The following is a 22,125-nucleotide window of genomic DNA, read 5'->3' on the forward strand; positions in this document are numbered from 1 at the left end:
GCGTGGTGGCGCGCAGGCGCTGGCCGGAACCGGGCGCCGTTGCGGCATCGATGGGTGGGGATGAGGCGATATCAGTCATGGCGCATAAAAATCCGCTTGTAGCTGAAGGCGAGCGTGACGCAGATGACGAACAGCACGACGCCGACGGCGCTGCCGAACCCGACCTGCATGCGGGTCACCCCGAAATTGTATAGGAAGGTCACCATGGTCTGCGTCGAGTTGGACGGACCACCGCCGGTGAGCGGCATGATCATGTCGAACAGCTGCAGCGAACCGACGACCGCGAAAAAGACGGACAGGCGCACGGTGGAGCCGAGCAGCGGCAGCGTGACCAGACGAAATTTCTGGAAACCGGTGGCGCCGTCGATATCGGCGGCTTCCAGCACGCTTTTGTCGATCGACTGCAGGCCGGCGATGAACAGCATCATGTGAAAACCAAAATATTTCCAGATGACGACGCCGAGGATGGCATACATGGCGGTATCGCGATCGGCCAGCCAATAGGGCGGCTCGGCCCCGAACAGATGGGCGATGCCGCCGACCAGACCGAAATCCCCGTCATAAACGAACCGCCAGATCATGCCGGCGGCGACATCCGCCAGCACGTAAGGCAGGAAGAAGATCAGGCGGAAAAACAGCGCGCCATGGATGCGGCTGGAAATCATCGTCGCCAGCCAGAGCGCCAACGGGATCTGAATGAGGATCGAAGCGACCACGATCATGCCGTTGTTGATCAGTGCCTGGCTGAAGGCGCTGTTGCGGAAGATCAGCTGGTAATTGCGCCAGCCTACCCATTGCTCAGGCAGGCCATAACCGTTCCAGTTATAGAAGGAATACCAGGCCGCCTCGCCCATGGGCAGGATGACGAGCACCGTGAACAGCATGAGTGCCGGCGGCAGGAACAGGAGCAGCACCGGCCACTTGCTGTGCTTGAGCGACCGTTTTCGCCGTTGCAGCTTCACACGTGGCCTTATCTGGCCATCGGCCGCAGCATAGGTTCTGCCGGGCATGGTGGTTTCGCTCATGCTCATTCGCATTCCTCATCTCGCACGGACGGGGCGGTATGGTCTTGGAAAATGACTACCTGCGCTCCGGGGCATAAAACCCCATGGAGCGGGAGCGCAGGCAAAGCGCCCTATTGGCGCTCGAGGGAAAAGGCATCCTCGATCTGCTGGGCGGCATCGGCCGGTTCCATGCCGCCGGAGACGATCTCGACGCTGACATCGTTGACCACGGCACCGACATTCGGACCCAGATCCTGATCGAGAAAATTCTGGTGCCAGGTTTCCTTGGCCAGCGTTTCGGCAACATCCTTCAGGAGCGGTTTTTCGATCGCTTCGCTGGCGCCCTTGGCAACCGGCATGATCTGCGTGTCCTTGGCGAGACGCTTCTGGACATCGATGTCTGCCATGTAGCGCAGAAACGCCTCGGTTTCCGGCGGTGCGTTTTTGGTCACTGCCCAGCCGTTGAGACCACCGAAACTATCGGTGACCAGGCCGGGGGCGCCCTCGATGGTCGGAAACTGGAAGCGGCCGATATTGTCCTCAGCCAGCCCCTTGCGGCTGGTCGAGTTGGACGCCTGCGTGCCCGGCGTGCTTTCGAAGCCGAGGAGAATGGCTGCACGGCCATCGCCGAAAGTGGCTAGTGCATCGTTCCAGGTGGCGCCGAGATAGCCGTTCTGGAAGGGTTCGAGCTTGCCGAGTTCGGCCAGATGCTGGCCGGCTTTCACAAAGGGTTCGGCAGTGAAGCCGTCGTTTTCGCCGGCCTTGGCATCGGCAAATCCCTTCTGGCCTGCCTCGCGCATGGCGAGATAACTCCAGTAGAAATGCAGTGGCCATTTATCGAGACCGCCGCCGGCAATCGGCGTGATACCGGCACCTTTCAAAGTTTTCACCGCGCCGAGAAAATCATCCCAGGTGACGATCTTTGCGGCATCGACGCCCGCCTTCTGGAACATTTCCTTGTTGTAATAGAATGAGACAAGCCCGCTTTTCGCAGGCGACGCCCAGACCTTTCCGTCAAAGGTCAATCCTTCGATGGCCTTGGGGTTGATGGTATTGCGCCATTCGCCGCCATCGGCATCGAGCGCTGCGTCGATCGGGCGCAAGGCTCCGGTTTCGGCCTGCGCTTTCAGAACGCCGCCGCCCCAGGTGTAAAACATGCTTGGAGCATCCTTGGACTGCAGCAATGTCGGCATCTTTGCCTTGAAAGCCTGGTTTTCCAGGAACTGCATCTCGATCTTGACGCCAGGATTCTTTGCTTCAAACTCTCTGGCAACTTCTGTCCAGAGGCTGACAGCTGCGGGCAGCTGCTCGACATGCATCCAACGGATGACGCTTTCGGCACTCGCGGAACCTGCTCCGACAAGGCTGAAGGCGGCGACAGCAGCTGCGGTCGATACCATGCGGAAATGGAAAATCGTGTTCGACATAAAAGGCGCTCCTCCCAAAGCTCTTTTAATCCCGTATCCGAATTAAATAATTGAGGACCATATCCGGCCTGTCAATAGCCAGAATGAAAATCCGGCATAAATGACAGGCTTACGGCTTAATTTGCAAAAACGCTCTTGCGCAGCCGCCGAAACTCGCCATACAAACAGCGAAATTAATTTGGATTGCGTATTAAATCGCGTTCGACGCAAGAGGCTTGCGCACACGATATGAAAACCGCCGACCCCGAACTGATGCGCGCGATGAACCGGTTGAGCGTGCTGGATGCGATCCGGCGACACGGCCCGATTTCCCGCGTCGAGATTTCCGAACGCACAGAGCTTTCGACCACCACCGTTTCCGCCATCACCGGATCGTTGCTGGATGACGGCCTGATCCTGACCCGGCATGAAGGCGACATCCGCAACACAGCGGCGCGTGGGCGCCCGCGCGTGATGCTGGAGCTCAATCCGGCGGCAGCCCGTGTCGTTGGCGCAAAGATCACCGCCAGCCGCATGGTGTTCGTGGTCACCGATTTTTGCGGTGATGTACTGTCCACCCTGACCCTGCCGATCCGCATCGACCGCCAGCCGATCAGCGTGATCGCCGACCTGATCGAGGATGGCGTGCGACGCTGCGTCGTCGATGCCGAACTGTCGCTGAAGGATGTGCACAGCGTCTGCCTGGGCCTGCCCGGCGTGATCGAGCACCGCACCGGCCGCATCCGCTTCAGCCCGATCCTGAAGGATACCAATGTCGATTTCGCCACCGAAATGTCGGCGCGGCTCGACACGCCGACAATCATCGAAAGCGATGCGACCGCGATCACGCTTGCCCATCACTGGTTCGGCAAGGCGCGCGACCTCGAGGACATGGTGCTGATCTCGCTCGAACAGACACTTGGGCTGGGCGTACTGCACGAGGGCCGGCTGTTTCGTGGCGCCGGCGGCCTCAGCCACAATCTCGGCGATCTGGTCCTCGGCATGGGAGAGGACGGCGTCGTGCGGCTTTCGGCCAAGGCGGGCGAAAATGCCATTCTGGCGGACCAGCGCGGCGACGGCGCCTTTGCCGAAGCAGTCAAACTCGGGCGCGGCATGGCGCATGCGCAGGCGCTGATCAAGGCGGAGGACAGCCAGCTGGTGACGGCGGCGATCCGGGCCGGCGAAGCGATCGGCCTCAGCATCGCCAATATAGTCACGCTGTTTGCGCCGCCGCGGGTCATTCTGGTCGGCACATCGCTGGCGCTCGGCGCGCCCTTCCTAAAGAGCCTCGGCGATGCCTATGCGCTTGCCATTCCACCATCCCTGCAGGGCGTCAGCGAACTCGTTTTTGACGATTCCAATGACGATTTCTGGGCCCGCGGCGCGGCCGCCGTGGCGCTTTACGAGCTCTATGAATCGCCCTGGAGCACGACCGGACCAGCGCGCTGACACGCCACAGAAAACAATGCCATCGGGAGGAGACAAGATGGATAAAGTCGGTATCGGCATCATCGGATGCGGCAATATTTCGGGCGCCTACCTGAAGGCCATGACCAGCGCCTTTGGCATTCTCGACATCAGAGGGCTGGCGGATCTCAACCGCGACATCGCCGAGGCGAAAGCGGCGGAATTCAACCTGCCCGTCAAGACGATCGACGAGCTTTTCGCCGATCCGAAGGTGGAGATCATCGTCAACCTGACGGTGCCAAAGGCACATGTGACCGTTGCCCTGCAGGCGCTGGACGCCGGCAAACACACCTATTCGGAAAAACCGCTCGGCATCAATTTCGCCGAGGGCAAAAAACTCGCCGATGCCGCCAAGGCCAAGGGCCTGCGCATCGGTGCGGCACCAGATACGTTTCTCGGCGGCGGCCACCAGACGGCACGCGCATTGATCGATCAGGGCGTGATCGGCATCCCCGTCGGCGGCACGGCCACCTTCATGTGCCCCGGCCATGAGCGCTGGCATCCCAATCCCGGCTTCTATTACGAGGTCGGCGGCGGCCCGATGCTCGACATGGGGCCCTATTACATCACCGATCTCGTCAACCTGCTCGGGCCGGTCTCCAAGGTTGCCGGTTTTGCCACGACACCGAGGTCGGAGCGCATCATCACCAGCGAACCACGTAATGGCGAGCGTGTTCCCGTGCAGGTGCCGACCCACGTCGCCGGCGTCATGGCCTTTGCCAATGGCGCCGTCGTGCAGATCGGCATGAGCTTTGATGTCGCCGGGCACAAGCATGTGCCGCTCGAGGTCTATGGCACCGAGGGCACCTTGATCGTGCCCGACCCAAACCATTTTGGCGGCGAGGTTTCCTATCTGAAAAAGGGTGGGCAGTTCGAAGTGCAGCCGCTGACCCAGCCCTATGCCGACGGCAATTATCGCTCGATCGGGGTGGCCGACATGGCCTTTGCCATCCGCAACAACCGGCCACACCGCGCCAATGGCGATCTGGCATTGCATGTTCTCGAGGTGATGGAAGCCTTCCATACCGCTTCGACCGAAGGCCGCACGATCGACATCACTACGGCGACGGAGCGCCCTGCCCCGCTGTCGGCTTCATTGAACGACGGAACGCTTGCGAACTGAAGAATATCTGGAGGAGATAAAATCATGCGGGAAGCACTTATCGTCTGGGGCGGCTGGAGCGGTCATGAGCCGGAGGAATGCGCGGCAGTCATCAAGGGCATTTTGGAAGAAGACGGTTTCAAGGTCTATGTCGAGCACTCGACCGAGGCATTCGCCGACCCGTCCATCCACGACCTCAGTCTGATCGTGCCGATCATGACGATGTCGAAGATCGAGAAAGAAGAGGTGAAAAACCTCGCCGCGGCCGTTCAGGGCGGTGTCGGCATTGCCGGTTACCATGGCGGCGCGGGCGACGCGTTTCGCGAGTCCGTCGATTACCAGTTCATCATCGGCGGCCAGTGGGTGGCGCATCCCGGTAACATCATCGATTACACCGTCAACATCACCCGGCCGGACGACCCGCTAATGGAGGGGATCACGGATTTTCCATACACGTCCGAGCAATATTACATGCATGTCGACCCTTCCAACGAGGTGCTGGCAACCACGACCTTTACCGGCGAGCATGCTTACTGGATCGATGGCGTCGTGATGCCGGTCGTATGGAAGCGGAAATACGGCGAAGGGCGGGTCTTCTATTCCGCACTCGGCCACGTGGCCAAGGAATTCGACGTGCCGCAGATGCGAACGATCTTTCGTCGTGGCGCCAACTGGGCGGCGCGTTGATCGAAAATTGCGAAGCTCAAGACGGCGGTCATGACTGCCGTCTATACTGACGATTAAAGCGCCATATACTTCGGCTCCACTGCTCATGCATCTTGGTCTTGATGGAGGCAGACCTCAGACCAACCGATGCCACCGGTTTCGATCAATCGAACCGATAATTGTCGCATGCGATGCCGACAGGTCGATCTGACATCGCCGACAACCGGGTGACGTCCGCAGCAAATAATCTGCAACGCAATAGGCCGCACTTTGAGCGGCCTATGAGAAAAAGCAGTTTCGGCCGTTCTTGCTGGCAGACTCCGTCGATGAGTTCGCAGCCCCTGAGCGCCATTTCCCTGTCGATCCAGTCCGTATTGAGTTTGCCGGCCTTAGGCGGGCGGCGGATGGATATCGGCCTGTTGCTACACAGTTATCAGCGATGGGGCGGTGATTAGGCGCGGGCTTTCGTGACGCGCGATGTGGAGCCGTACAGGCATCGTCGGTGGCAACAAGGCGAGCGTGATCCGTCAACGCTTTGACGTTCGGCATCGCCGGATTGACAAACATCAGAAAACTTGTTTACTAGTATGCAAGAGGAAACAAAATGACCCCAGCCAAGGACATGAGCATCCCGCGTGCGGCACCTGCAGTGCGAGAAATCTATGCGGGCCTGCGACAGCGGATCATCACGGGCAGCCTGATGCCTGGGGTCGGCATCTCGGAAGTGCAATTCTCCGAACAGCTGGGGGTAAGCCGCACGCCCGTTCGCGAGGTCTTTCGGCGATTGGCAGACGAAGGCTTCCTCAGAATCGTTCCGCAAGTTGGAACGTTTGTGGCACCGATCGAACTCCGCGCCGTCTATGATAGCCAGTTCGTGCGTGAGACCATGGAATGCCGAACAGTAACCCTTGCCTGTTCCAAGATTGATGTACGTGCAGCCGATGAATTGCAGGACTTTTTGACCCTGCAGAAACGCGCCATCAGGGATAATGACCTTGCCCGTTTTTTCGATGCCGACGATCGCATGCATACCTATCTCATCGGTCTCGCAGGTTATCCGGCGATCTGGGAACTGATCCAGGGCGTCAAGGCACAGCTCGATCGGGTTCGTTACCTGTCGCTTGAAAGTGGCGATTGGTTGCACCGCATTTTCGAGCAGCATGAACTGATTGTTGCCCGTGTGATCGAGGCGGATGCCGAAAAGGCGGAGGCAGCCATGCGTGAGCATCTGCAGGCCGTTTTTCTGACGGTCGAACGTCTCGCCCAGAACAGGCCTGAGCTCTTCGAGGGCAACTAGTATACAAGTTCCGTAAATACCTCATCTCCAACGGCTATCGGGAGGATATCGCCATGATCGGGTCTAAAGTAATTTCAGGATTGACGCTGGCCGCATCTGTTTTTGCGTTCAGTGTCAGCGCCTTCGCAGCCGACGTGCCGGCCCCGGGCGTCAGCCCGCGTGTCGATGCCATCAAGAAGGCTGGCGTCCTGCGCGTCGGTGTTCTTGCCAACACGCCGTGGCTGGTCGAAAACACCACCGGTTCAGGCGATGCGTGGCAGGGTCCCGCATGGCTTCTCGCCCAGGAATATGCGACCCAGCTCGGCGTCACGTTGCAGCCCATTCCGGTCAGCCATGAAACCAAGGTTCCGGTTCTGGCATCCAACCAGGTCGATCTCAGCATCACGCCGCTGGCAGAGACACCGGAACGCCTGAAGGTCGTCGACTTCGTCCTCTATTCCAAGACCGCCGTTTGCGTCTTCGGCCGCAAGGACAACAAGAAGTTCGCGGAAGCGACCTCGGTCGACGCCGTCAACAATGCCGATTTCACCGTCGCCTACTTCATCGGCGGCGCCGAAGAAAACTGGGTCAAGGAACGCTTCCCGAACGCCAAGCTTCGCGGTGTCACCTCCTCCAGCGCCCCCGCCCCGATCGAAGAGATCATGGCCAAGCGCGCCGACGTCGCTGCGATCAATCGTGTGCAGTGGGTGCTTCTGAACAAGAAGGTTCCCGGCCTGACGGCACTGCCGCAGGAAAACAACTGCCAGGATTCCAACGAAAAGGCCGCACCAGTCGGCCTCGCCGTCGACAAGGGCCAGGACGTCTTCGTCGAATGGCTGCGCGCCGTCGAAAAAGACATGCAGCCGAAACTGACGGCCGATGAAGTCCGCATCGTTGATACGATGAAATAATAAGATACAGCCCGCGGTTCACCCGCGGGCATCTCACCCACATCGATCTCATCTTCCGCGCCCCGTCCGGGCGCGGACAGGAGAACTGCGTCATGGATTTTGATTTTTCGGCTGTCATCGACAGCTGGCAATATCTTGCAGGCGGACTGGGATTGACGCTGCTTCTCAGCGCGTTGACCGTCATATTGAGCCTGATATGCGGAGTGGCCGTCGCTCTCGGCCGGATGTACGGCCCAAAATGGCTATCCATTCCGCTGGTCTTCTACATCGATTCCATGCGGGCCATTCCGGTTCTGGTGGTCCTGGTGTGGATCTATTTCGCGCTGCCGCTTTTGACCGGGCTGAACCTGCCGCCCTTCTGGGCCGCGCTGGTTGCACTGACCTTCCACATTTCGGCCTATGTCGCCGAAATCGTGCGCGCCGGCATCGGTTCTGTGCGCGCAGGCCAGACACAGGCCGGCCTGGTGCTCGGCATGTCGGAAGCGCAGGTGATGCGCAAGATCGTGCTGCCGCAGGCGCTGATCCGCATGCTGCCGTCGATCGGCTCGATCATTTCGATCACCATCAAGGATACGGCGATCGCGGCTGTTATCGCCGTGCCGGAACTGATGAAACGCACTGAAACCGTCTCCGGCCAGAGTTTCCGACCGATGGAGGCATTCACCGTCGCGATGGTGGTGTATTTCCTTATCCTGTTCCCGGTCACGCGCCTCATCGACCTTCTTTATAAAAATATCGGTTACAGGGGGCGTTCATGAACCTCGACTGGAGTGTCGTCTGGCAATATTCGGGTGCTCTCGGGCAAGGTGTGGCAATCACGCTGGGCCTGACCTTCTGCACCATGCTGATTGCCATCCCCGGCGGGATCGTGCTGGCGCTGATGCGCCTCTCGAGCAACCGTCTCGTCAGTGGCGCCAGCGCCTGTTTCGTGGAATTCTTTCGCAACATTCCACTGATCCTTTTGGTGTACTGGACCTTTTACGTAATGCCGGTCTTTACCGACCTGTCGCTCTCGCCTTTCGCCACCGGTCTGCTGGCGCTGTCGCTCAATGTCTCCGCCTATAATTCGGAAACGTTCCGCGCCGGCATCAATTCGATCCGCAAGGGGCAGACGGAAGCTGCATTGGCATTGGGTATGAGCCAGACGGAAGCGATGCTGAAGATCGTGCTGCCGCAGGCCGCCCGCCGCGTGCTGCCGGTTCTCGCCAGCACCTGGGTATCGCTGTTCAAGGATACCTCGCTGGTGTCGGTCATCGCCGTCGGCGATCTTGCCCATACCGCGCTGGAAATCCGCGCACAGACCTTCCGCGTACTGGAAATGCTGACCGCAATGGCGGTGATCTACTGGCTGCTGGGTTATCCGCAGGCCAAGCTGGTCGACCGCATCTACAAAAAATGGGGAGTGAAGGAATGACTGCCATGGCCGCAGAACTCCAGAACCGCAAGAATGCTGACCAGACACCGGTCGTCGAATACCGCAGCATCCGCAAGCTTTACGGCGAGTTCGTCGCCATCGGATCGGTATCGGCGCGCGTCAACAAGGGCGAGGTCGTCTGCCTGATCGGACCGTCAGGCTCCGGCAAGTCAACGCTTCTGCGCACCACCAATGCTCTTGAGGAAATTCAGGGTGGTGACATCCTGATCGACGGCAAGCCGCTTCCCCCGAAGAAGGCCGATATCCGCAAGGTTCGCCAGCAGATGGGCATGGTGTTCCAGAACTTCGAGCTTTTCCCGCACAAGACCGTGCTGGAAAACATTACCGTCGGGCCGCTCACGGTCTTGAAGGTGTCGGAGCAGGAAGCCCGCAAACGCGCCGTCGCTCTGCTGGAAAAAGTCGGCCTCTCCGACAAGGCCGACAAATATCCCGCCAATCTTTCCGGCGGGCAACAGCAGCGCGTCGCCATCGCCCGCGCGCTGGCCATGCAGCCGGACGTCATGCTTTTCGACGAACCGACGTCGGCGCTTGACCCGGAAACCATCGGCGAAGTGCTCAACGTGATGAAACGTCTGGCCGAGGAAGGCATGACGATGATCGTCGTCACCCACGAGATGACGTTTGCCCGCCGCGTCGCCGACTGGGTTATCGTCTTCGACCGTGGCAGCATCGTCGAGCAGGGTCCGCCCGCGCAGATTTTCGACAATCCGCAAGCCGACCGCACCCGCGACTTTCTCAGCCATCTCGGCTGGGACGGTTGACTGCCCTTTTCATCAGACATTTTAAATCCGGAGACCTTACAGATGAAACATACGTGGCGATGGTTCGGCCCTGTCGACAAGGTAAGCGTGGAAGACGCCGCACAGGCCGGCGCTCAGGGTATCGTCAGTTCTCTCCATCATCTTTCCACGGGTTCAGTCTGGCCGGTCGAGGAAATCGAAAAACGCCAGCGCGAAATTCGCGCAGGCGGTCTTTCCTGGGATATCGTCGAGAGCATCCCGATCTCGGAAGACATCAAGACCGGTACGGGCGAATACAAGGCCCATATCGCCGCCTGGCAGGAAAATCTGCGACGCCTGAAAAAGGCGGGCATTGAGACGATCTGCTACAATTTCATGCCTGTCCTCGACTGGACCCGCACCGATCTGCGCTGGACGACGGGGCATGGTGCAAAAACCATGCGCTTTGATCTGATCGATTTCATCGCCTTCGACATGCATATCCTGAAACGCGACGATGCTGCCGCCGATTACCAGCCTGAGCAGATCGAAAAGGCAGCCGAACGCTTCAAGGCGATGTCACAGGATGATATCCGCTCGATCTCCAACAATGTCGGCGCGGGCCTGCCCGGATCGACGGAAGTCTATTCGCTGGAGGAACTGCGAACCCACCTGCGCCGGTATGCAGGCATTGATGCGGCGGCGCTGCAAAGCCGTCTGATCGACTTCCTGTCCGAAGTCGCTCCCGTTGCCGAAGATCTCGGCATGCGGTTGTGCGCGCATGGCGACGACCCGCCATGGCCGCTGCTCGGCCTGCCGCGCATCCTGTCCAAGCTCGATGATTACGAGAGGATCCTTGCTGCGGTGGATGTGATGGCCAATGGTGTCACCTTCTGCACGGGCTCGCTCGGTGCCCGCGCCGCCAACGACCTGCCGGAGATGATCCGCAAGCTCGCGCCGCGCATCCATTTCCTGCATCTGCGCAATGTCAGACGCGAAGACGCCGGCACGCCCTGCTCGTTTTACGAGGACGAACATCTGGAAGGCGATACCGACATGGTGGCCGTGGTGGCCGCCGTGCTCGAGGAGGAAAAACGCCGGAAAGCAGAAGGCCGCGCCGACCACCAGATTCCGATGCGTCCCGATCATGGCCAGGAAATTCTCGACGACCTGACACGCGGCGCGCAGCCGGGATATCCGGCCATCGGTCGCCTCAAAGGCCTGGCCGAACTGCGCGGTATCGAACGCGCGCTTTCACATGCCACACACGGGATGAAGTGATGATGCAGATATTGTCAAAAGAGAGCGCCCTGACGGCCGGTGTTCAGCCCCTTCTGTTGCAAGAAGCGGATATCAAGGCCGGTATTCTGCATATCGGCATCGGCGCATTTCACCGGGCCCATCAGGCCGTCTATACCGAAGAGGCCATCGCAAGCGCCGGAGGTGACTGGGGCATAATCGGCGTCAGCCTGCGCTCCCGCGAGATCGTCGATGATCTCAAGTCGCAGGACATGCTTTATTCGGTCACCACCCGCAGCGCTGAGGGCGACGATATCCGCGTTGTCGGCAGCATCGTAGACGCCGTCGCGGCATCGGTCGAGCCAGGCGTCGTCATGCACCACCTCGCCGATCCGGCAATCCGCATCGTCAGCCTGACGGTTACAGAAAAGGCATATGGTCTCGACCCGACCACCGGCGGACTGGATCGCAATCATCCGGCCGTGGCGCACGACCTCGAACATCCGCAGAACCCGATCGGCGCGGTCGGTTATCTCGTCGAGGGGCTGGCACTGCGCCGCGCCGCCGGCGAAAAAGCCTATACGGTGCTGTGTTGCGACAACCTGCCGTCGAATGGCGATGTCGTCAAAAGGCTGGTTCTGGAGATGGCACGCGAACGGGATGCCGCCCTTGCCGACTGGATCGACAGTCAGGCGACCTTTCCCAACACGATGGTGGACCGTATCGTACCGGCCGCCACGCAGGACACGCGCGATCGTGCGGCCAAGCTGCTCGGCGTGGACGACAGGCTGGCGCTCGAGACGGAAAGCTTCATCCAGTGGGTCATCGAGGACCATTTTGTCTCGGGTCGCCCGGCCTGGGAAAAAGCCGGTGCGCTTTTCGTCGAGGACGTCGCGCCTTACGAGAAGATGAAGCTCAGGCTGCTCAACGGCGCACATTCCCTGATCGCCTATCTCGGCCAGCTTCATGGTCTTGATTACGTTCGCGACGTGATGGGCGTGGCCGAATACAGGGACCGTGTCCGTGGCCACATGCAGACGGCGGCAAAAACTCTCGATCCGGTCCCGGGCATGGAGATTGCCGCCTATATCGACGATCTGCTGGCGCGTTTCGCCAATCCGACGATTGCACACCGCACCGCGCAGATCGCCATGGACGGCACGCAGAAACTGCCGCAGCGGATCTTCGCTCCGGCGATTGATGCGCTCGCAGCTGGCGACGATGCCGAGGGATTTGCCTATGTTACCGCATTGTGGCTGACTTTCGTGCTGCGCCGCGACAGTATCGACGATCCCCGCGCAGCTGAACTGTTACAGGCTGCCCGCCTCTCGCAATCAGAAAACGATGCAGCCGCCCGCCTCCAGCCATTCCTTGAGATCCCCGGCCTGTTTCCGGCGGCGCTTGCGGATGATCCGCGATGGCAACAGGCGCTCGCCCGGCAGATGACCACCATCGAGGCGACGTTGTAACCCCGACGTGTTCACCGAATTGGCGGGACGCATTGCGCACTGGCCGATGTGAAAGGAATACCGATGAAAAAGAGCATTCACTCCTATGCCTGGATGAAGGTCTGGGCACCGGAAGCCGCCGAAGTCGTTGCTCCGAAGGCACAGGCAAAAGGCTTCGATCATGTCGTCATTCCGATGCGTGATCATGCCAGTATCCATCCAGCCGATATTGCCCGAGTTTTTGGCAGCCACTGCATCACCCCTGTCGTGACGGCCACCCAGCTGCCGGATGCCGATATTTCCAGCCTCGACGCCGACATCCGCAAACGCGGACTTGAGCGGCATCGCGCATCGCTGAAACTCGCCCGCGACATGGGCGCCTATCACATGGGCGGCATCATTTACGGTGTTTTCGGCAAGGCGGAAGCCGCCGCAACAGACGAGCACCGCAAGGTCGCGGCCGAAGCCTTGGCCATTCTGGCCGAGGAGGCCAAGCCGATGGGCATCCGTCTGGCGATGGAAATCCTCAACCGTTATGAAACCAACATGTTCAATACGGTCGACGATGCCATTGCCTTCGTCAAGCTGAGCGGTTCCGACAACCTGTTTCTGCACCTCGACACGTTCCACATGAATATCGAGGAAACGGATATGCTGGCCGCACTCAAGCGGGCCCTGCCCCATCTCGTCTATTTCGAAATGGACCAGAACGATCGCGGCCTTCTCGATCGCGGCGCCATCGATTTCACGCCGATGCTGCAAATCCTCAAAGACAGCGGCTACCGCGACATCATCGGTGCCGAGGCATTTTCGAGCGCCGTCAGCGGCCCTGATGTCGCACGGGGCGTTTCCTCGTGGCGACCATTGTTCACCGATGGCGATCAGGTTGCCGACAGCGCGAATATGGTCCTGAGGCCGGTCTTCGGCGACTGATCGTTTGTTCAGCATCCGAAAGTCGGGGCCACATCATCGGGCTGCGCGTCTAGGCTCATGGGTCAGGCTTTCGGCCCGCTCCTTGCTCCTCTTTTTCTGTGAGCCACGTCTCCATCATGTGGAAACGAACTGCTTCTGACCCTTTTTTCGGCTGAGATCGAACCACCAGTCTTCTTAAGAAAATTGCGAAAATAAAAACGTATTCAGATACTTAAATAACTCTCCCATGACTTCCGCTCGTCGTCATTCCACTCAGCGATGCAGCAGCATCCAAGCAATGGACAGTTTGTCGCAATACCGACTTGTCATAGCGCATATCGCACTCATATGGTGGCATACTACCATTGTGGCATATCGTGATTAATCACTGTGCCTGGGAGTATGTTATGGAGAATAGCCCTCGGATGAGGCTTTCAAACGCAAGCGCGGCTAGGCTCGGCGCATTTGTTGACCGGCCCGCCTTTGACCGGAGAGAAGTGTCACCTGGCATCGTGCATATTGGACTTGGTGCATTTTGCCGGGCCCATCTGGCGGTTTACACTGAAGATGTCATCGCCAAAGGCGCGAGCGATTGGGGCATCGTTGGCGTAGACACGATCTCGACGGCCGTTCGTGATGCCCTGAAGCCGCAGGACTGCCTTTACACCCTTCTCTCACGCGATAATGGCGATGACAGCCTGCGCGTCGTCGGCTCGATTATTGATGTGATGATCTCCAGCGATCAGCGTCGCGAAATCTTCGAACTCATGTGCACACCGGAAATCCGCATCGTCACGCTGACTGTGACGGAAAAAGGCTATTGCCAGGATGCCGCAACCGGCCTTCTTGATGAACAACATCCTGCAGTCATTGCAGATCTTGCCAATCCGACGGAGCCGAACAGCATTCCCGGCTTCCTGACGGAGGCGCTCCGCCTGCGCAAGCAGGCGGGGCATCCACCCTTTACCGTGCTCGTCTGCGACAACCTCGCCCAGAATGGCACCAAAGTGCATCGCCTCGTGTCACGCTTTGCAGAACTGCGTGATGCAGATTTGGGGCAGTTCATTCGCGACAATGTCTCCTTTCCGTGCACGATGGTCGACAGGATTACGCCGGCAACACAGGACGCCGACCGTGAGACAGTGGCTGGCAGGCTTGGGGTGCAAGATGCCTGGCCCGTCGTCACCGAACCATTCCGGCAGTGGGTCATCGAAGACCAGTTTCCACTTGGACGGCCGGACTGGGAAAAAGCAGGCGCCATCATGGTCGATGACGTCCTTCCGTTTGAGATGATGAAATTGCGCTGCCTGAACGGTGCGCATTCGACACTTGCGTATCTGGCGGTTGTCGCCGGCATCGACACGATTTCCGATGCCATGACGGATGCCTCGCTACCGAAGATCATCCGCCAATTGTGGGATAATGATCTGATCCCCAGCCTGGCGGCCGTACCCGGAACGGATGTCAAAACCTACACGCACGAACTCGAAGCTCGCTTCCAGAATACAGGCGTGCGGCACTTGACGCTTCAGATCTCGTCCGACGGATCGCAGAAGCTTCCGCCCCGGCTGCTTGAAGCCGCTCGTGAACTTTACGCTGCCGGTACCGAACCGAAAGTCATTCCGCTGACGGTTGCCGCCTGGATGCGTTTCCTCTCGGGCAAAAGCGAGAGCGGAATGGCCTACACCATATCCGATCCACATGCCGACAAACTGACAGCAATTTTCGCCAATGCCGAAAACGACCCGGAACGACTTGCGGATTCCCTTTTTACGGTCAGGGACATTTTTGGAGATGACCTCCCGACAAACCAGCATTTCCGCTCATCCGTGATCGGCCATCTGCGCTCGCTCATAACGTACGGCACGGCAAAGACCCTCAAGGACTTTCTCGCCAATAGCTGACGCGCTGCGAAAAATAGTCCGACGATAAGATAAGGAGAAATTCAATGGAACAGACATGGCGTTGGTTCGGTCCCGAGGATCCCGTCAGCCTTCAAAAGGCACGTCAGGCCGGTGCCACAGGCATCGTCACCGCTCTTCACCAACTGAACCGGGGCGGCATCTGGCCTGCTGACGAAATCGCAAAACGTAAGGCTATGATCGAGGCCGCGAACCTGAACTGGTCAGTCGTCGAAAGCATTGGCGTCGGTGAAGAGATCAAGACCCGCACAGGAAACTTCCGGGAAAAGATCGACAACTACAAGCAATCTATCCGCAACGTTGCGCGCGCCGGCGTCAAGGTCATCTGCTACAATTTCATGGTTATCACGGATTGGAGCCGCACCAATCTTATGTACCCCCTGCCGAATGGTGGGTATGCACTGCGTTACGACAGCGTTGATTTCGCGGCCTACGATCTGTTCGTTCTCAAGCGCAAAGGTGCAGACAGCTCATACTCGCCGGAGCATGCACGGGCAGCCGAAACGCGTTTCAATGCAATGAGCGATGAGTACGTCGCAGAGCTGGAACGCACGCTGATCGACTGGTTGCCGGCACGCGATTTCGCCTACACGCGCACGACTTTCAAAGACATGCTCGAAGTCTACCAGACAATCGGGGCCGAAGACCTTCGCGCCAATTTGATCGAGTTTCTGCGCGAAATTACGCCTGTTGCGGAAGAAGAAGGTGCGCGCTTGTGCATTCACCCGGATGATCCTTCCTTCCCGATATTCGGCCTGCCCCGGGTGATGTCAAATGCTGACGATGTGCGCGCCTTGTTCAAGGGCGTGCCGCAGGAGGCGTGCGGCTTGACATTGTGTACTGGTTCCTTCGGATCAAACCGGCAGAACGATCTTCCCGCAATGGCCAAGGAATTCGCCTCACGCATCCACTTTGTCCATCTGCGCAATACCACGCATGAACCGGACGGCTCGTTTTACGAAGCAGACCATCTCGGCGGCGATACCGATCTGATCGCCGTGACCGCCGCGATGATGGCCGAAGAGGATCGGCGCGCAGCAATCGGCCATCCGGTGCCGCAAATTCCGATGCGGCCAGACCATGGTCACCTTCTCGGTGACGAAGTCGGCCAGACCATGAACCCCGGTTATTCCTTTGTCGGCCGCCTCAAGGGGTTGGCTGAACTGAGAGGTGTCATGCAGACCGTCCAGGCATTCAGAGACAAACGTATTGCCTGACATGAATAACGCTCCGGCAGGGCCATCCGCAAAGTAGACCGTGCCGCGGCAGGAGGTGCGGCGTGAGCACAATGCCACGCCGCATAAGACCAGGAAATCCGCTCAGGCTTTTGGTGCTTGATCGATAGGGAGAAAATGATGAGTTATATGTCAGCCAGCGAACCGCTTGACGACAGCAGAAAGCTTACCAGGCGAGTAGCCACGGCATCAGCCATTGGCACTGCTGCAGAATATTACGATTTCTTTGCCTACGGAACGGCAGCAGTGCTGTTTTTCGGGCCACTATTCTTCCCCAGCGCCGATCCATTGGTCAGCACGCTTGCTGCGTTCGCCACCTATGCCGTCGGTTTCCTTGCACGCCCGCTCGGCGGCATCGTATTCGGCCACGTTGGCGACAAGGTCGGCCGCAAGAAGGCACTCGTCATCACTATTCTGATCGTCGGCCTGGGTACGTTTTGTATCGGCCTTCTACCCACCTATGAAAGCATAGGTATCTGGGCGCCCGCCTTGCTGATCTTTATTCGCGTCCTGCAAGGGTTTGGCGTCGGCGGAGAGCAGGCAGGAGCCGTCCTCATGACGGCCGAATACTCCGAGCCCAAACGCAGAGGTTTCTTCGCCAGTTGGGTGCAGATCGGCGCACCCCTTGGTTTCCTTATGCCTCTGGCGCTGTTTGCGCTCTTGAACGGCTTGCTCACACATGAGCAGATGATGGCATGGGGATGGCGTATCCCGTTCTTGCTGAGTCTCCTCCTCGTTATCGTCGGTCTTTTTATCCGCCTCAAAATCGATGAATCACCGGTTTTTGCGCAAATCCGCGAAACCAAAGCTGCCGAGTCACGCCCCGTTGTCGAAGTCATTCGCGACTTTCCAGGTATTGTCGTCAAGGGCGTCGGCGCCAAACTGGTTGAAGCATGCACCTTTGCCATGTTCACCGTCATCATTCTGGCCTACGGCAAGGCCAATGGCCTCAATGAGAACGTGTTGATGAACACGATGATCGTGGCCGTCGCGCTCGAGATATTCGCCATTCCCCTCATGGGGCATCTCTCGGACAAGATCGGTCGGAGACCGGTCTACATCATGGGCGCCGTCCTGCAGGTCGTCATGATCATTCCGTTCTTCCTGGCCGTCAATCAGGACAGTTTCCTGCTGACGCAGATCGTCATGATTCTGGTTCTGACGCTCGGTCACAGCATGTGCTATGCGCCGCAGGCGTCCTTCTTCCCGGAACTGTTCCCGACGCATATCCGGTGCAGCGGCATTGCCTTGATCTGGCAGATTGGTTCACTGATCGGCAGCGGTATCCTCGGCCTGGTGGCAGTCAAGATCCTGCAGGTAACCGGCGGTCATTATTACGGCCTTGCCATCTATGTTATCGTTCTGGGCGTGCTTTCGATCATTGGTCTGATGATGATGCCCGAAACAGCACCTCGCCGGTTGAAGGGCGAGCTTCACTCCTGGGGGCACTCCGAAAAGCTCGATTGAAAAACAACGCGCACAAGGCCAGCAACATCGCCTTGACTGATCGTTACTGCAGGCACCCCTGACCTTAAGACCAGGGGTGCTCTCTTGCAACCAGCAGATCTTTGCCATTCCGGCGCGCTCGCACGCCACGGCCAACGGTTTACTACGCTGGATGCCATCGATATATCAATCTCTCGGCGGCATCACGCGCTGCCCCGGAATTTAGCAGAAGAGATATGTCATGTTGGATCGCAGCCGTTCCAGATTGACGAACCAGGTGTTCGAAAAAATCCGGGAGGATATTATCAGCGGTCGACTGCCGCCTGACGCGCCGCTGTCCGAAGCCGATCTTTGCGAACAACTCGAAGTCAGCAGGACCCCTGTTCGTGAAGCGCTGATCAAGCTCTCGGAGGAAGAGCTTGTCATCATCTATCCCCACTTTGGCACGTTCGTGGCCCCAATTTCGCTAGAGGCCGTCAGGGTCGGTCAGTATGTTCGTGAGCACCTTGAATGTGCGCTGGTTGTGGATGCAGCCAAACGCATCGATGACGAAGGTCGCGAGCGGATCCGTAAGAACATTCGCGAACAGGCTGCCGCCGCCACTGACGCCGGTGAGTTCTACCGGCTCGACAATGTTTTTCATGCACTGATTGCCGAACTCGCCGGGTATACGGCCGCCTGGAACGCAATCCTGCGGGCAAAGACCCAATTCGACCGGGTACGCTATCTTACCATCCACGATGCAAGCCGGGTTAATTCGATCCTCGAAGAACATACCCGCATTGCCGAAGCCATCATTGCCGGTGATGCTGAAGGCGCAGCTGTCAGTCTCCGCGGCCATCTCAGAACAGTATTTGCCAATATAGAAAAACTTGGCCTTCAGGACGAGAAACCAAAACTTCCCTCACGGAAGAAAAAATGATCACGGATTCGCCTGCAGGTATGCTGGCATTGTAAATACGTGTTTCACCAACCTTAATGTCAGTCGAACTTCGGCGTTCAATCGCCGCTATTTACACCTTGACCGGAATCGAGCCATTCACCCAAACATGCAATCGCACGCAAGCGCGTGACTGCTTGATGATGCGCCATCAGTTCAGGCGAATGGCGCCATCTCCTGAAAAAAGGTGAATGGCGTCGATATCCAGCGAGATATTTATGATGTCGCCAGTCGTACCGCTGATCCGCTCACGAAAGACACCGATTACCTGGGTGTCTCCCAACCTCATCGTCACCTGGGTCTCAGACCCCATCGGCTCGATGAGCACGATTTCAGCAGAAACACTCGCGCGGCCGGGATGATCATTCAATCGAAAATGCTCTGGACGAATGCCGTAGACAATTGCCTGCCCCATAACGGTGCCTTTCGACGCAGGCAGCGGCAAAACGACGTCTGATGTTTGGAAGCCTTGCTCGGTAATCGTGCCGGTGAGGAAATTCATCGATGGCGAACCGATGAAGCCGGCCACGAACTGGTTGGCCGGGCGATCGTAGAGATCGAGCGGCGCACCGATCTGCTCGACCCTGCCGCCGTTCAGCACGACGATCCTGTCGGCCATGGTCATCGCCTCCACCTGGTCGTGGGTAACATAGATGGTGGTCGTCTTCAGCCTCCGGTGCAGCGCCTTGATCTCCCCGCGCATCACCACACGCAGCTTCGCGTCGAGGTTCGACAGCGGCTCGTCGAACAGGAAAACCTGCGGATTGCGGACGATCGCGCGGCCCATCGCAACGCGCTGTCGCTGGCCGCCGGAGAGCTGGCGCGGATAGCGATCGAGAAGGTTGGTGAGGCCCAATATGCCGGCCGCCCAGTTCACCCGCTCGTTGATCTCCGCCTTGTTGGCACCGCGATGTTCCAGCGAAAAGCCCATGTTCGTTGCCACCGTCATGTGCGGATAAAGCGCGTAGGACTGGAACACCATGGCGATATCGCGATCCTTGGGATCGAGATCATTCACCCTCCGGTCGCCGATCTTCAGCGTACCATCGGTGATGGTCTCAAGACCTGCGATCATTCTGAGAAGCGTGGACTTGCCGCAGCCGGACGGCCCGACGAGAACGACGAACTCGCCGTCGCGGATATCGAGGTTGACACCATGTATGGTCTTCAGAGCACCGTAGCTCTTGCGGATGTCGGAAAGGGTAACGTCTGCCATGATCTGATCCGGTTCTCAGCCTTTAAGGCCGGTATGGGCGAGACCTTCGACGAACTGCTTCTGGGCAATCACGAAGACGATGAGGACGGGCAGTGCCGTCAGTGTCGCGGCGGCAAGCTGGATGTTCCACATCGGCCCGCCATAGGCGTCGGTATATTGGGTGAGCGCCTGCGGCAGCGTGAACATCTCAGCGCTCGACAGGAACACGATCGGTTCGAGGAACAGGTTCCAGGAGTGCAGGAAGGTGAAGATAGCCACCGAGGCCAGTGCCGGCTTGGCCAGCGGCAACGCGATCTTAGCGAAGATCTTGAACCGACCAAGACCATCGACACGCGCCGCCTCCTCCAGTTCTGCCGGCAGCGTCACGAAGAATTGCCGCATGACGAAGGTGGCGAATACGCTCGGCGCGCCGAAGATCGGCACAAGGATCAGCGGCCAGTGGGTGTTGACCATGCCTGCCTTCAGAAACATCTGGAACAGCGGCACGATCGTCACTTCCGACGGGATCAGCAAGCCGAGCAGCACGATCATGAAGATCGTGTTGGCATAGGGGAACCTGATCCTGGCAAAGGCATATCCAGCCATCGAAGAGACGACCATTGTGCCGACCGTCACGAGAGCGGCGATATAGGCAGAATTCCAGTATTGCCGCACGAAGGGCTGCAGTTCGAAGACCTTGGAATAGGTCGTCCAGTCATAGCTCTGCGGGATGAGCTGCGGCGGAAAAGCGAAGATATCGCTGATCGGCTTGATGGACGAGGTCACCATCCACCAGGTCGGAAAGACGAAGGGGATCAGCAGCACGCACATCAGTCCGTAAAGTGCGGTTCTCGTGCGGGGGGAAAGCTCAGCTTTCATAGAACACGATCCTCTTTCGCATCTGCCACTGGGCGAAAGTCAGGATAGCGACGATCGCAAAAAGCAGGATCGACAGCGTCGAGCCGTAACCGAAGAAATGGAACTGGAAGGCCTGCTGGTAGAGGTAATAGACGAGCACGGTGGTCGACAGACCCGGTCCGCCCTGCGTCAGCACCGCGATCTGGGCGAAGACCTGCAGCGAGCCTACAATGGTGATGATCGAGGTCAAGAGAATGGTCGGGCTGATCAGCGGCAGGGTGATGCGGCGGAACTGCTTGAAGGCCGGAGCGCCGTCGATGCGGGCAGCTTCGTACAGCTCCTTCGGCACGCCCTGCAACGCGGCGAGAAAAAGGATCATGTTCAAGCCCACGTTCTTGAACACCTGCACAACGATCACCGAGATCATCGCGGTGGTTTCCTCGCGCAACCAGTTCGGCCCTTCGATGCCGAGCATCAGAAGCATGCCGTTGATGCCGCCGTTCTTCTGCAAGAGGAAACCCCAGACAATCGTCCACGCGACCAGCGAGACGACGACGGGCGAGAAGAACAACGTGCGGAAGATCGCGATACCGGCCAGTTTCTGGTTCAGCAACACCGCCAGCAGCAGGGCGAGCGACATGTTCAAAATAACGAGCCCGGCCGAGAAGATCGCCGTAGCACCGAGGACTTCGAGCAAGCTCTCGTCCTCGATCAGCATCCGGTAGTTCTGCCCGCCGGTATAGGTGAAGGTATTGGCCAGAACGTTCCACTCGTGCAGCGAATACCAGAAGACCAGCCCAAGCGGGATCAGCACGAAGGCAATGATGCCGACCAGTTGCGGGGCGATGAAGAGGAAGCCGGCGAGGCTGTCGCGCCGCGCGATGGTCCAGAACGGCGAGAAGGAGCGACCTTCCGCACGAGCGTTTTCCTGCGCGACAGCCATG

20 protein-coding genes are annotated in these 22,125 nt (G+C 58.7%); 15 read left to right on the plus strand and 5 right to left on the minus strand.

Annotation, left to right across the window (positions count from 1 at the left end; genetic code table 11):
• Positions 1 to 71: 71 nt before the first annotated feature.
• Both J2T09_RS22605 and J2T09_RS22610 read right to left on the minus strand, forming a co-directional pair.
• A complete protein-coding gene (locus tag J2T09_RS22605; RefSeq protein WP_306838860.1) occupies positions 72 to 1,025 on the minus strand; it encodes a carbohydrate ABC transporter permease in 954 nt (317 codons plus the stop codon).
• Positions 1,026 to 1,135: 110 nt separating this feature from the next.
• Positions 1,136 to 2,431, minus strand: coding sequence for an extracellular solute-binding protein (locus J2T09_RS22610; protein WP_306838807.1), 1,296 nt, complete (start codon positions 2,429 to 2,431; stop codon positions 1,136 to 1,138).
• A 228-nt stretch (positions 2,432 to 2,659) separates the two neighbouring features.
• Between J2T09_RS22610 and J2T09_RS22615 the strand changes: the two genes are divergently transcribed.
• The 15 genes from J2T09_RS22615 to J2T09_RS22685 all read left to right on the plus strand — a co-directional run bounded on the left by J2T09_RS22615 (position 2,660) and on the right by J2T09_RS22685 (position 19,110).
• Complete coding sequence (locus J2T09_RS22615; RefSeq protein WP_306838808.1) at positions 2,660 to 3,859, plus strand: ROK family transcriptional regulator; 1,200 nt, start codon at positions 2,660 to 2,662, stop codon at positions 3,857 to 3,859.
• Positions 3,860 to 3,896: 37 nt separating this feature from the next.
• A complete protein-coding gene (locus J2T09_RS22620; RefSeq protein ID WP_306838810.1) occupies positions 3,897 to 5,000 on the plus strand; it encodes a Gfo/Idh/MocA family protein in 1,104 nt (367 codons plus the stop codon).
• Between the two features lie 24 nt (positions 5,001 to 5,024).
• The gene (locus J2T09_RS22625) at positions 5,025 to 5,666 is read left to right on the plus strand and encodes a ThuA domain-containing protein (protein ID WP_306838812.1); all 642 of its coding nucleotides are present in this window, start codon (positions 5,025 to 5,027) and stop codon (positions 5,664 to 5,666) included.
• A gap of 583 nt (positions 5,667 to 6,249) precedes the next feature.
• The gene (locus J2T09_RS22630) at positions 6,250 to 6,942 is read left to right on the plus strand and encodes a GntR family transcriptional regulator (RefSeq protein WP_306838813.1); all 693 of its coding nucleotides are present in this window, start codon (positions 6,250 to 6,252) and stop codon (positions 6,940 to 6,942) included.
• 53 nt (positions 6,943 to 6,995) lie between these two features.
• On the plus strand, positions 6,996 to 7,832 hold the full coding sequence (locus J2T09_RS22635) for a substrate-binding periplasmic protein (RefSeq protein ID WP_306838815.1): 837 nt from the start codon (positions 6,996 to 6,998) through the stop codon (positions 7,830 to 7,832).
• Between the two features lie 92 nt (positions 7,833 to 7,924).
• Entirely contained in the window at positions 7,925 to 8,590 is a 666-nt protein-coding gene (locus J2T09_RS22640) for an amino acid ABC transporter permease (RefSeq protein WP_306838817.1), read from the plus strand.
• Positions 8,587 to 9,246, plus strand: a complete 660-nt coding sequence (locus tag J2T09_RS22645; RefSeq protein ID WP_306838820.1) for an amino acid ABC transporter permease — start codon at positions 8,587 to 8,589, stop codon at positions 9,244 to 9,246. Before J2T09_RS22640 ends, J2T09_RS22645 begins: the two co-directional genes overlap by 4 nt.
• Before the next feature lie 5 nt (positions 9,247 to 9,251).
• Positions 9,252 to 10,028, plus strand: coding sequence for an amino acid ABC transporter ATP-binding protein (locus tag J2T09_RS22650; protein WP_306838822.1), 777 nt, complete (start codon positions 9,252 to 9,254; stop codon positions 10,026 to 10,028).
• 42 nt (positions 10,029 to 10,070) lie between these two features.
• On the plus strand, positions 10,071 to 11,267 hold the full coding sequence (gene uxuA / locus J2T09_RS22655; RefSeq protein ID WP_306838824.1) for a mannonate dehydratase: 1,197 nt from the start codon (positions 10,071 to 10,073) through the stop codon (positions 11,265 to 11,267).
• Positions 11,267 to 12,694, plus strand: a complete 1,428-nt coding sequence (locus J2T09_RS22660; RefSeq protein WP_306838826.1) for a mannitol dehydrogenase family protein — start codon at positions 11,267 to 11,269, stop codon at positions 12,692 to 12,694. The genes uxuA (J2T09_RS22655) and J2T09_RS22660 overlap by 1 nt, the downstream gene beginning before the upstream one ends.
• Before the next feature lie 63 nt (positions 12,695 to 12,757).
• Positions 12,758 to 13,606 (plus strand): sugar phosphate isomerase/epimerase family protein, encoded by an 849-nt coding sequence (locus J2T09_RS22665; protein ID WP_306838829.1) that lies wholly within the window; start codon positions 12,758 to 12,760, stop codon positions 13,604 to 13,606.
• Positions 13,607 to 13,950: 344 nt separating this feature from the next.
• A complete protein-coding gene (locus J2T09_RS22670) occupies positions 13,951 to 15,489 on the plus strand; it encodes a mannitol dehydrogenase family protein (protein ID WP_306838831.1) in 1,539 nt (512 codons plus the stop codon).
• Positions 15,490 to 15,533: 44 nt separating this feature from the next.
• Positions 15,534 to 16,724, plus strand: a complete 1,191-nt coding sequence (uxuA, locus tag J2T09_RS22675; protein WP_306838833.1) for a mannonate dehydratase — start codon at positions 15,534 to 15,536, stop codon at positions 16,722 to 16,724.
• Positions 16,725 to 16,862: 138 nt separating this feature from the next.
• Positions 16,863 to 18,209, plus strand: coding sequence for an MFS transporter (locus J2T09_RS22680; RefSeq protein ID WP_306838836.1), 1,347 nt, complete (start codon positions 16,863 to 16,865; stop codon positions 18,207 to 18,209).
• Positions 18,210 to 18,429: 220 nt separating this feature from the next.
• Positions 18,430 to 19,110, plus strand: coding sequence for a GntR family transcriptional regulator (locus J2T09_RS22685; protein WP_306838838.1), 681 nt, complete (start codon positions 18,430 to 18,432; stop codon positions 19,108 to 19,110).
• Positions 19,111 to 19,279: 169 nt separating this feature from the next.
• Here the strand turns inward: J2T09_RS22685 and J2T09_RS22690 are convergent, their stop codons facing one another.
• From J2T09_RS22690 to J2T09_RS22700, 3 genes are read right to left on the minus strand one after another with little or no spacing between them, the layout of a single operon-like run.
• Positions 19,280 to 20,344 (minus strand): ABC transporter ATP-binding protein, encoded by a 1,065-nt coding sequence (locus tag J2T09_RS22690; RefSeq protein ID WP_306838840.1) that lies wholly within the window; start codon positions 20,342 to 20,344, stop codon positions 19,280 to 19,282.
• Positions 20,345 to 20,359: 15 nt separating this feature from the next.
• A complete protein-coding gene (locus J2T09_RS22695; protein WP_306838842.1) occupies positions 20,360 to 21,202 on the minus strand; it encodes a carbohydrate ABC transporter permease in 843 nt (280 codons plus the stop codon).
• The gene (locus J2T09_RS22700; protein WP_306838844.1) at positions 21,192 to 22,124 is read right to left on the minus strand and encodes a carbohydrate ABC transporter permease; all 933 of its coding nucleotides are present in this window, start codon (positions 22,122 to 22,124) and stop codon (positions 21,192 to 21,194) included. The genes J2T09_RS22695 and J2T09_RS22700 overlap by 11 nt, the downstream gene beginning before the upstream one ends.
• Between the last annotated feature and the right edge of the window lies 1 nt (position 22,125).

It is taken from the genome of Neorhizobium huautlense (assembly GCF_030811685.1).
In the GTDB taxonomy this organism is placed as follows: domain Bacteria; phylum Pseudomonadota; class Alphaproteobacteria; order Rhizobiales; family Rhizobiaceae; genus Neorhizobium; species Neorhizobium huautlense_A.

Coding starts and splice junctions, on each gene's coding strand:
- J2T09_RS22625 (WP_306838812.1), top strand. CDS start 5,025: ATGCGGGAAGCACTTATCGTCTGGGGCGGCTGGAGCGGTCATGAGCCG.
- J2T09_RS22615 (WP_306838808.1), top strand. CDS start 2,660: ATGAAAACCGCCGACCCCGAACTGATGCGCGCGATGAACCGGTTGAGC.
- J2T09_RS22650 (WP_306838822.1), top strand. CDS start 9,252: ATGGCCGCAGAACTCCAGAACCGCAAGAATGCTGACCAGACACCGGTC.
- J2T09_RS22685 (WP_306838838.1), top strand. CDS start 18,430: ATGTTGGATCGCAGCCGTTCCAGATTGACGAACCAGGTGTTCGAAAAA.
- J2T09_RS22665 (WP_306838829.1), top strand. CDS start 12,758: ATGAAAAAGAGCATTCACTCCTATGCCTGGATGAAGGTCTGGGCACCG.
- J2T09_RS22640 (WP_306838817.1), top strand. CDS start 7,925: ATGGATTTTGATTTTTCGGCTGTCATCGACAGCTGGCAATATCTTGCA.
- J2T09_RS22695 (WP_306838842.1), bottom strand. CDS start 21,202: ATGAAAGCTGAGCTTTCCCCCCGCACGAGAACCGCACTTTACGGACTG.
- J2T09_RS22700 (WP_306838844.1), bottom strand. CDS start 22,124: ATGGCTGTCGCGCAGGAAAACGCTCGTGCGGAAGGTCGCTCCTTCTCG.
- J2T09_RS22610 (WP_306838807.1), bottom strand. CDS start 2,431: ATGTCGAACACGATTTTCCATTTCCGCATGGTATCGACCGCAGCTGCT.
- J2T09_RS22660 (WP_306838826.1), top strand. CDS start 11,267: ATGATGCAGATATTGTCAAAAGAGAGCGCCCTGACGGCCGGTGTTCAG.
- J2T09_RS22680 (WP_306838836.1), top strand. CDS start 16,863: ATGAGTTATATGTCAGCCAGCGAACCGCTTGACGACAGCAGAAAGCTT.
- J2T09_RS22620 (WP_306838810.1), top strand. CDS start 3,897: ATGGATAAAGTCGGTATCGGCATCATCGGATGCGGCAATATTTCGGGC.
- uxuA (WP_306838824.1), top strand. CDS start 10,071: ATGAAACATACGTGGCGATGGTTCGGCCCTGTCGACAAGGTAAGCGTG.
- J2T09_RS22645 (WP_306838820.1), top strand. CDS start 8,587: ATGAACCTCGACTGGAGTGTCGTCTGGCAATATTCGGGTGCTCTCGGG.
- J2T09_RS22605 (WP_306838860.1), bottom strand. CDS start 1,025: ATGAGCGAAACCACCATGCCCGGCAGAACCTATGCTGCGGCCGATGGC.
- uxuA (WP_306838833.1), top strand. CDS start 15,534: ATGGAACAGACATGGCGTTGGTTCGGTCCCGAGGATCCCGTCAGCCTT.
- J2T09_RS22635 (WP_306838815.1), top strand. CDS start 6,996: ATGATCGGGTCTAAAGTAATTTCAGGATTGACGCTGGCCGCATCTGTT.
- J2T09_RS22630 (WP_306838813.1), top strand. CDS start 6,250: ATGACCCCAGCCAAGGACATGAGCATCCCGCGTGCGGCACCTGCAGTG.
- J2T09_RS22690 (WP_306838840.1), bottom strand. CDS start 20,344: ATGGCAGACGTTACCCTTTCCGACATCCGCAAGAGCTACGGTGCTCTG.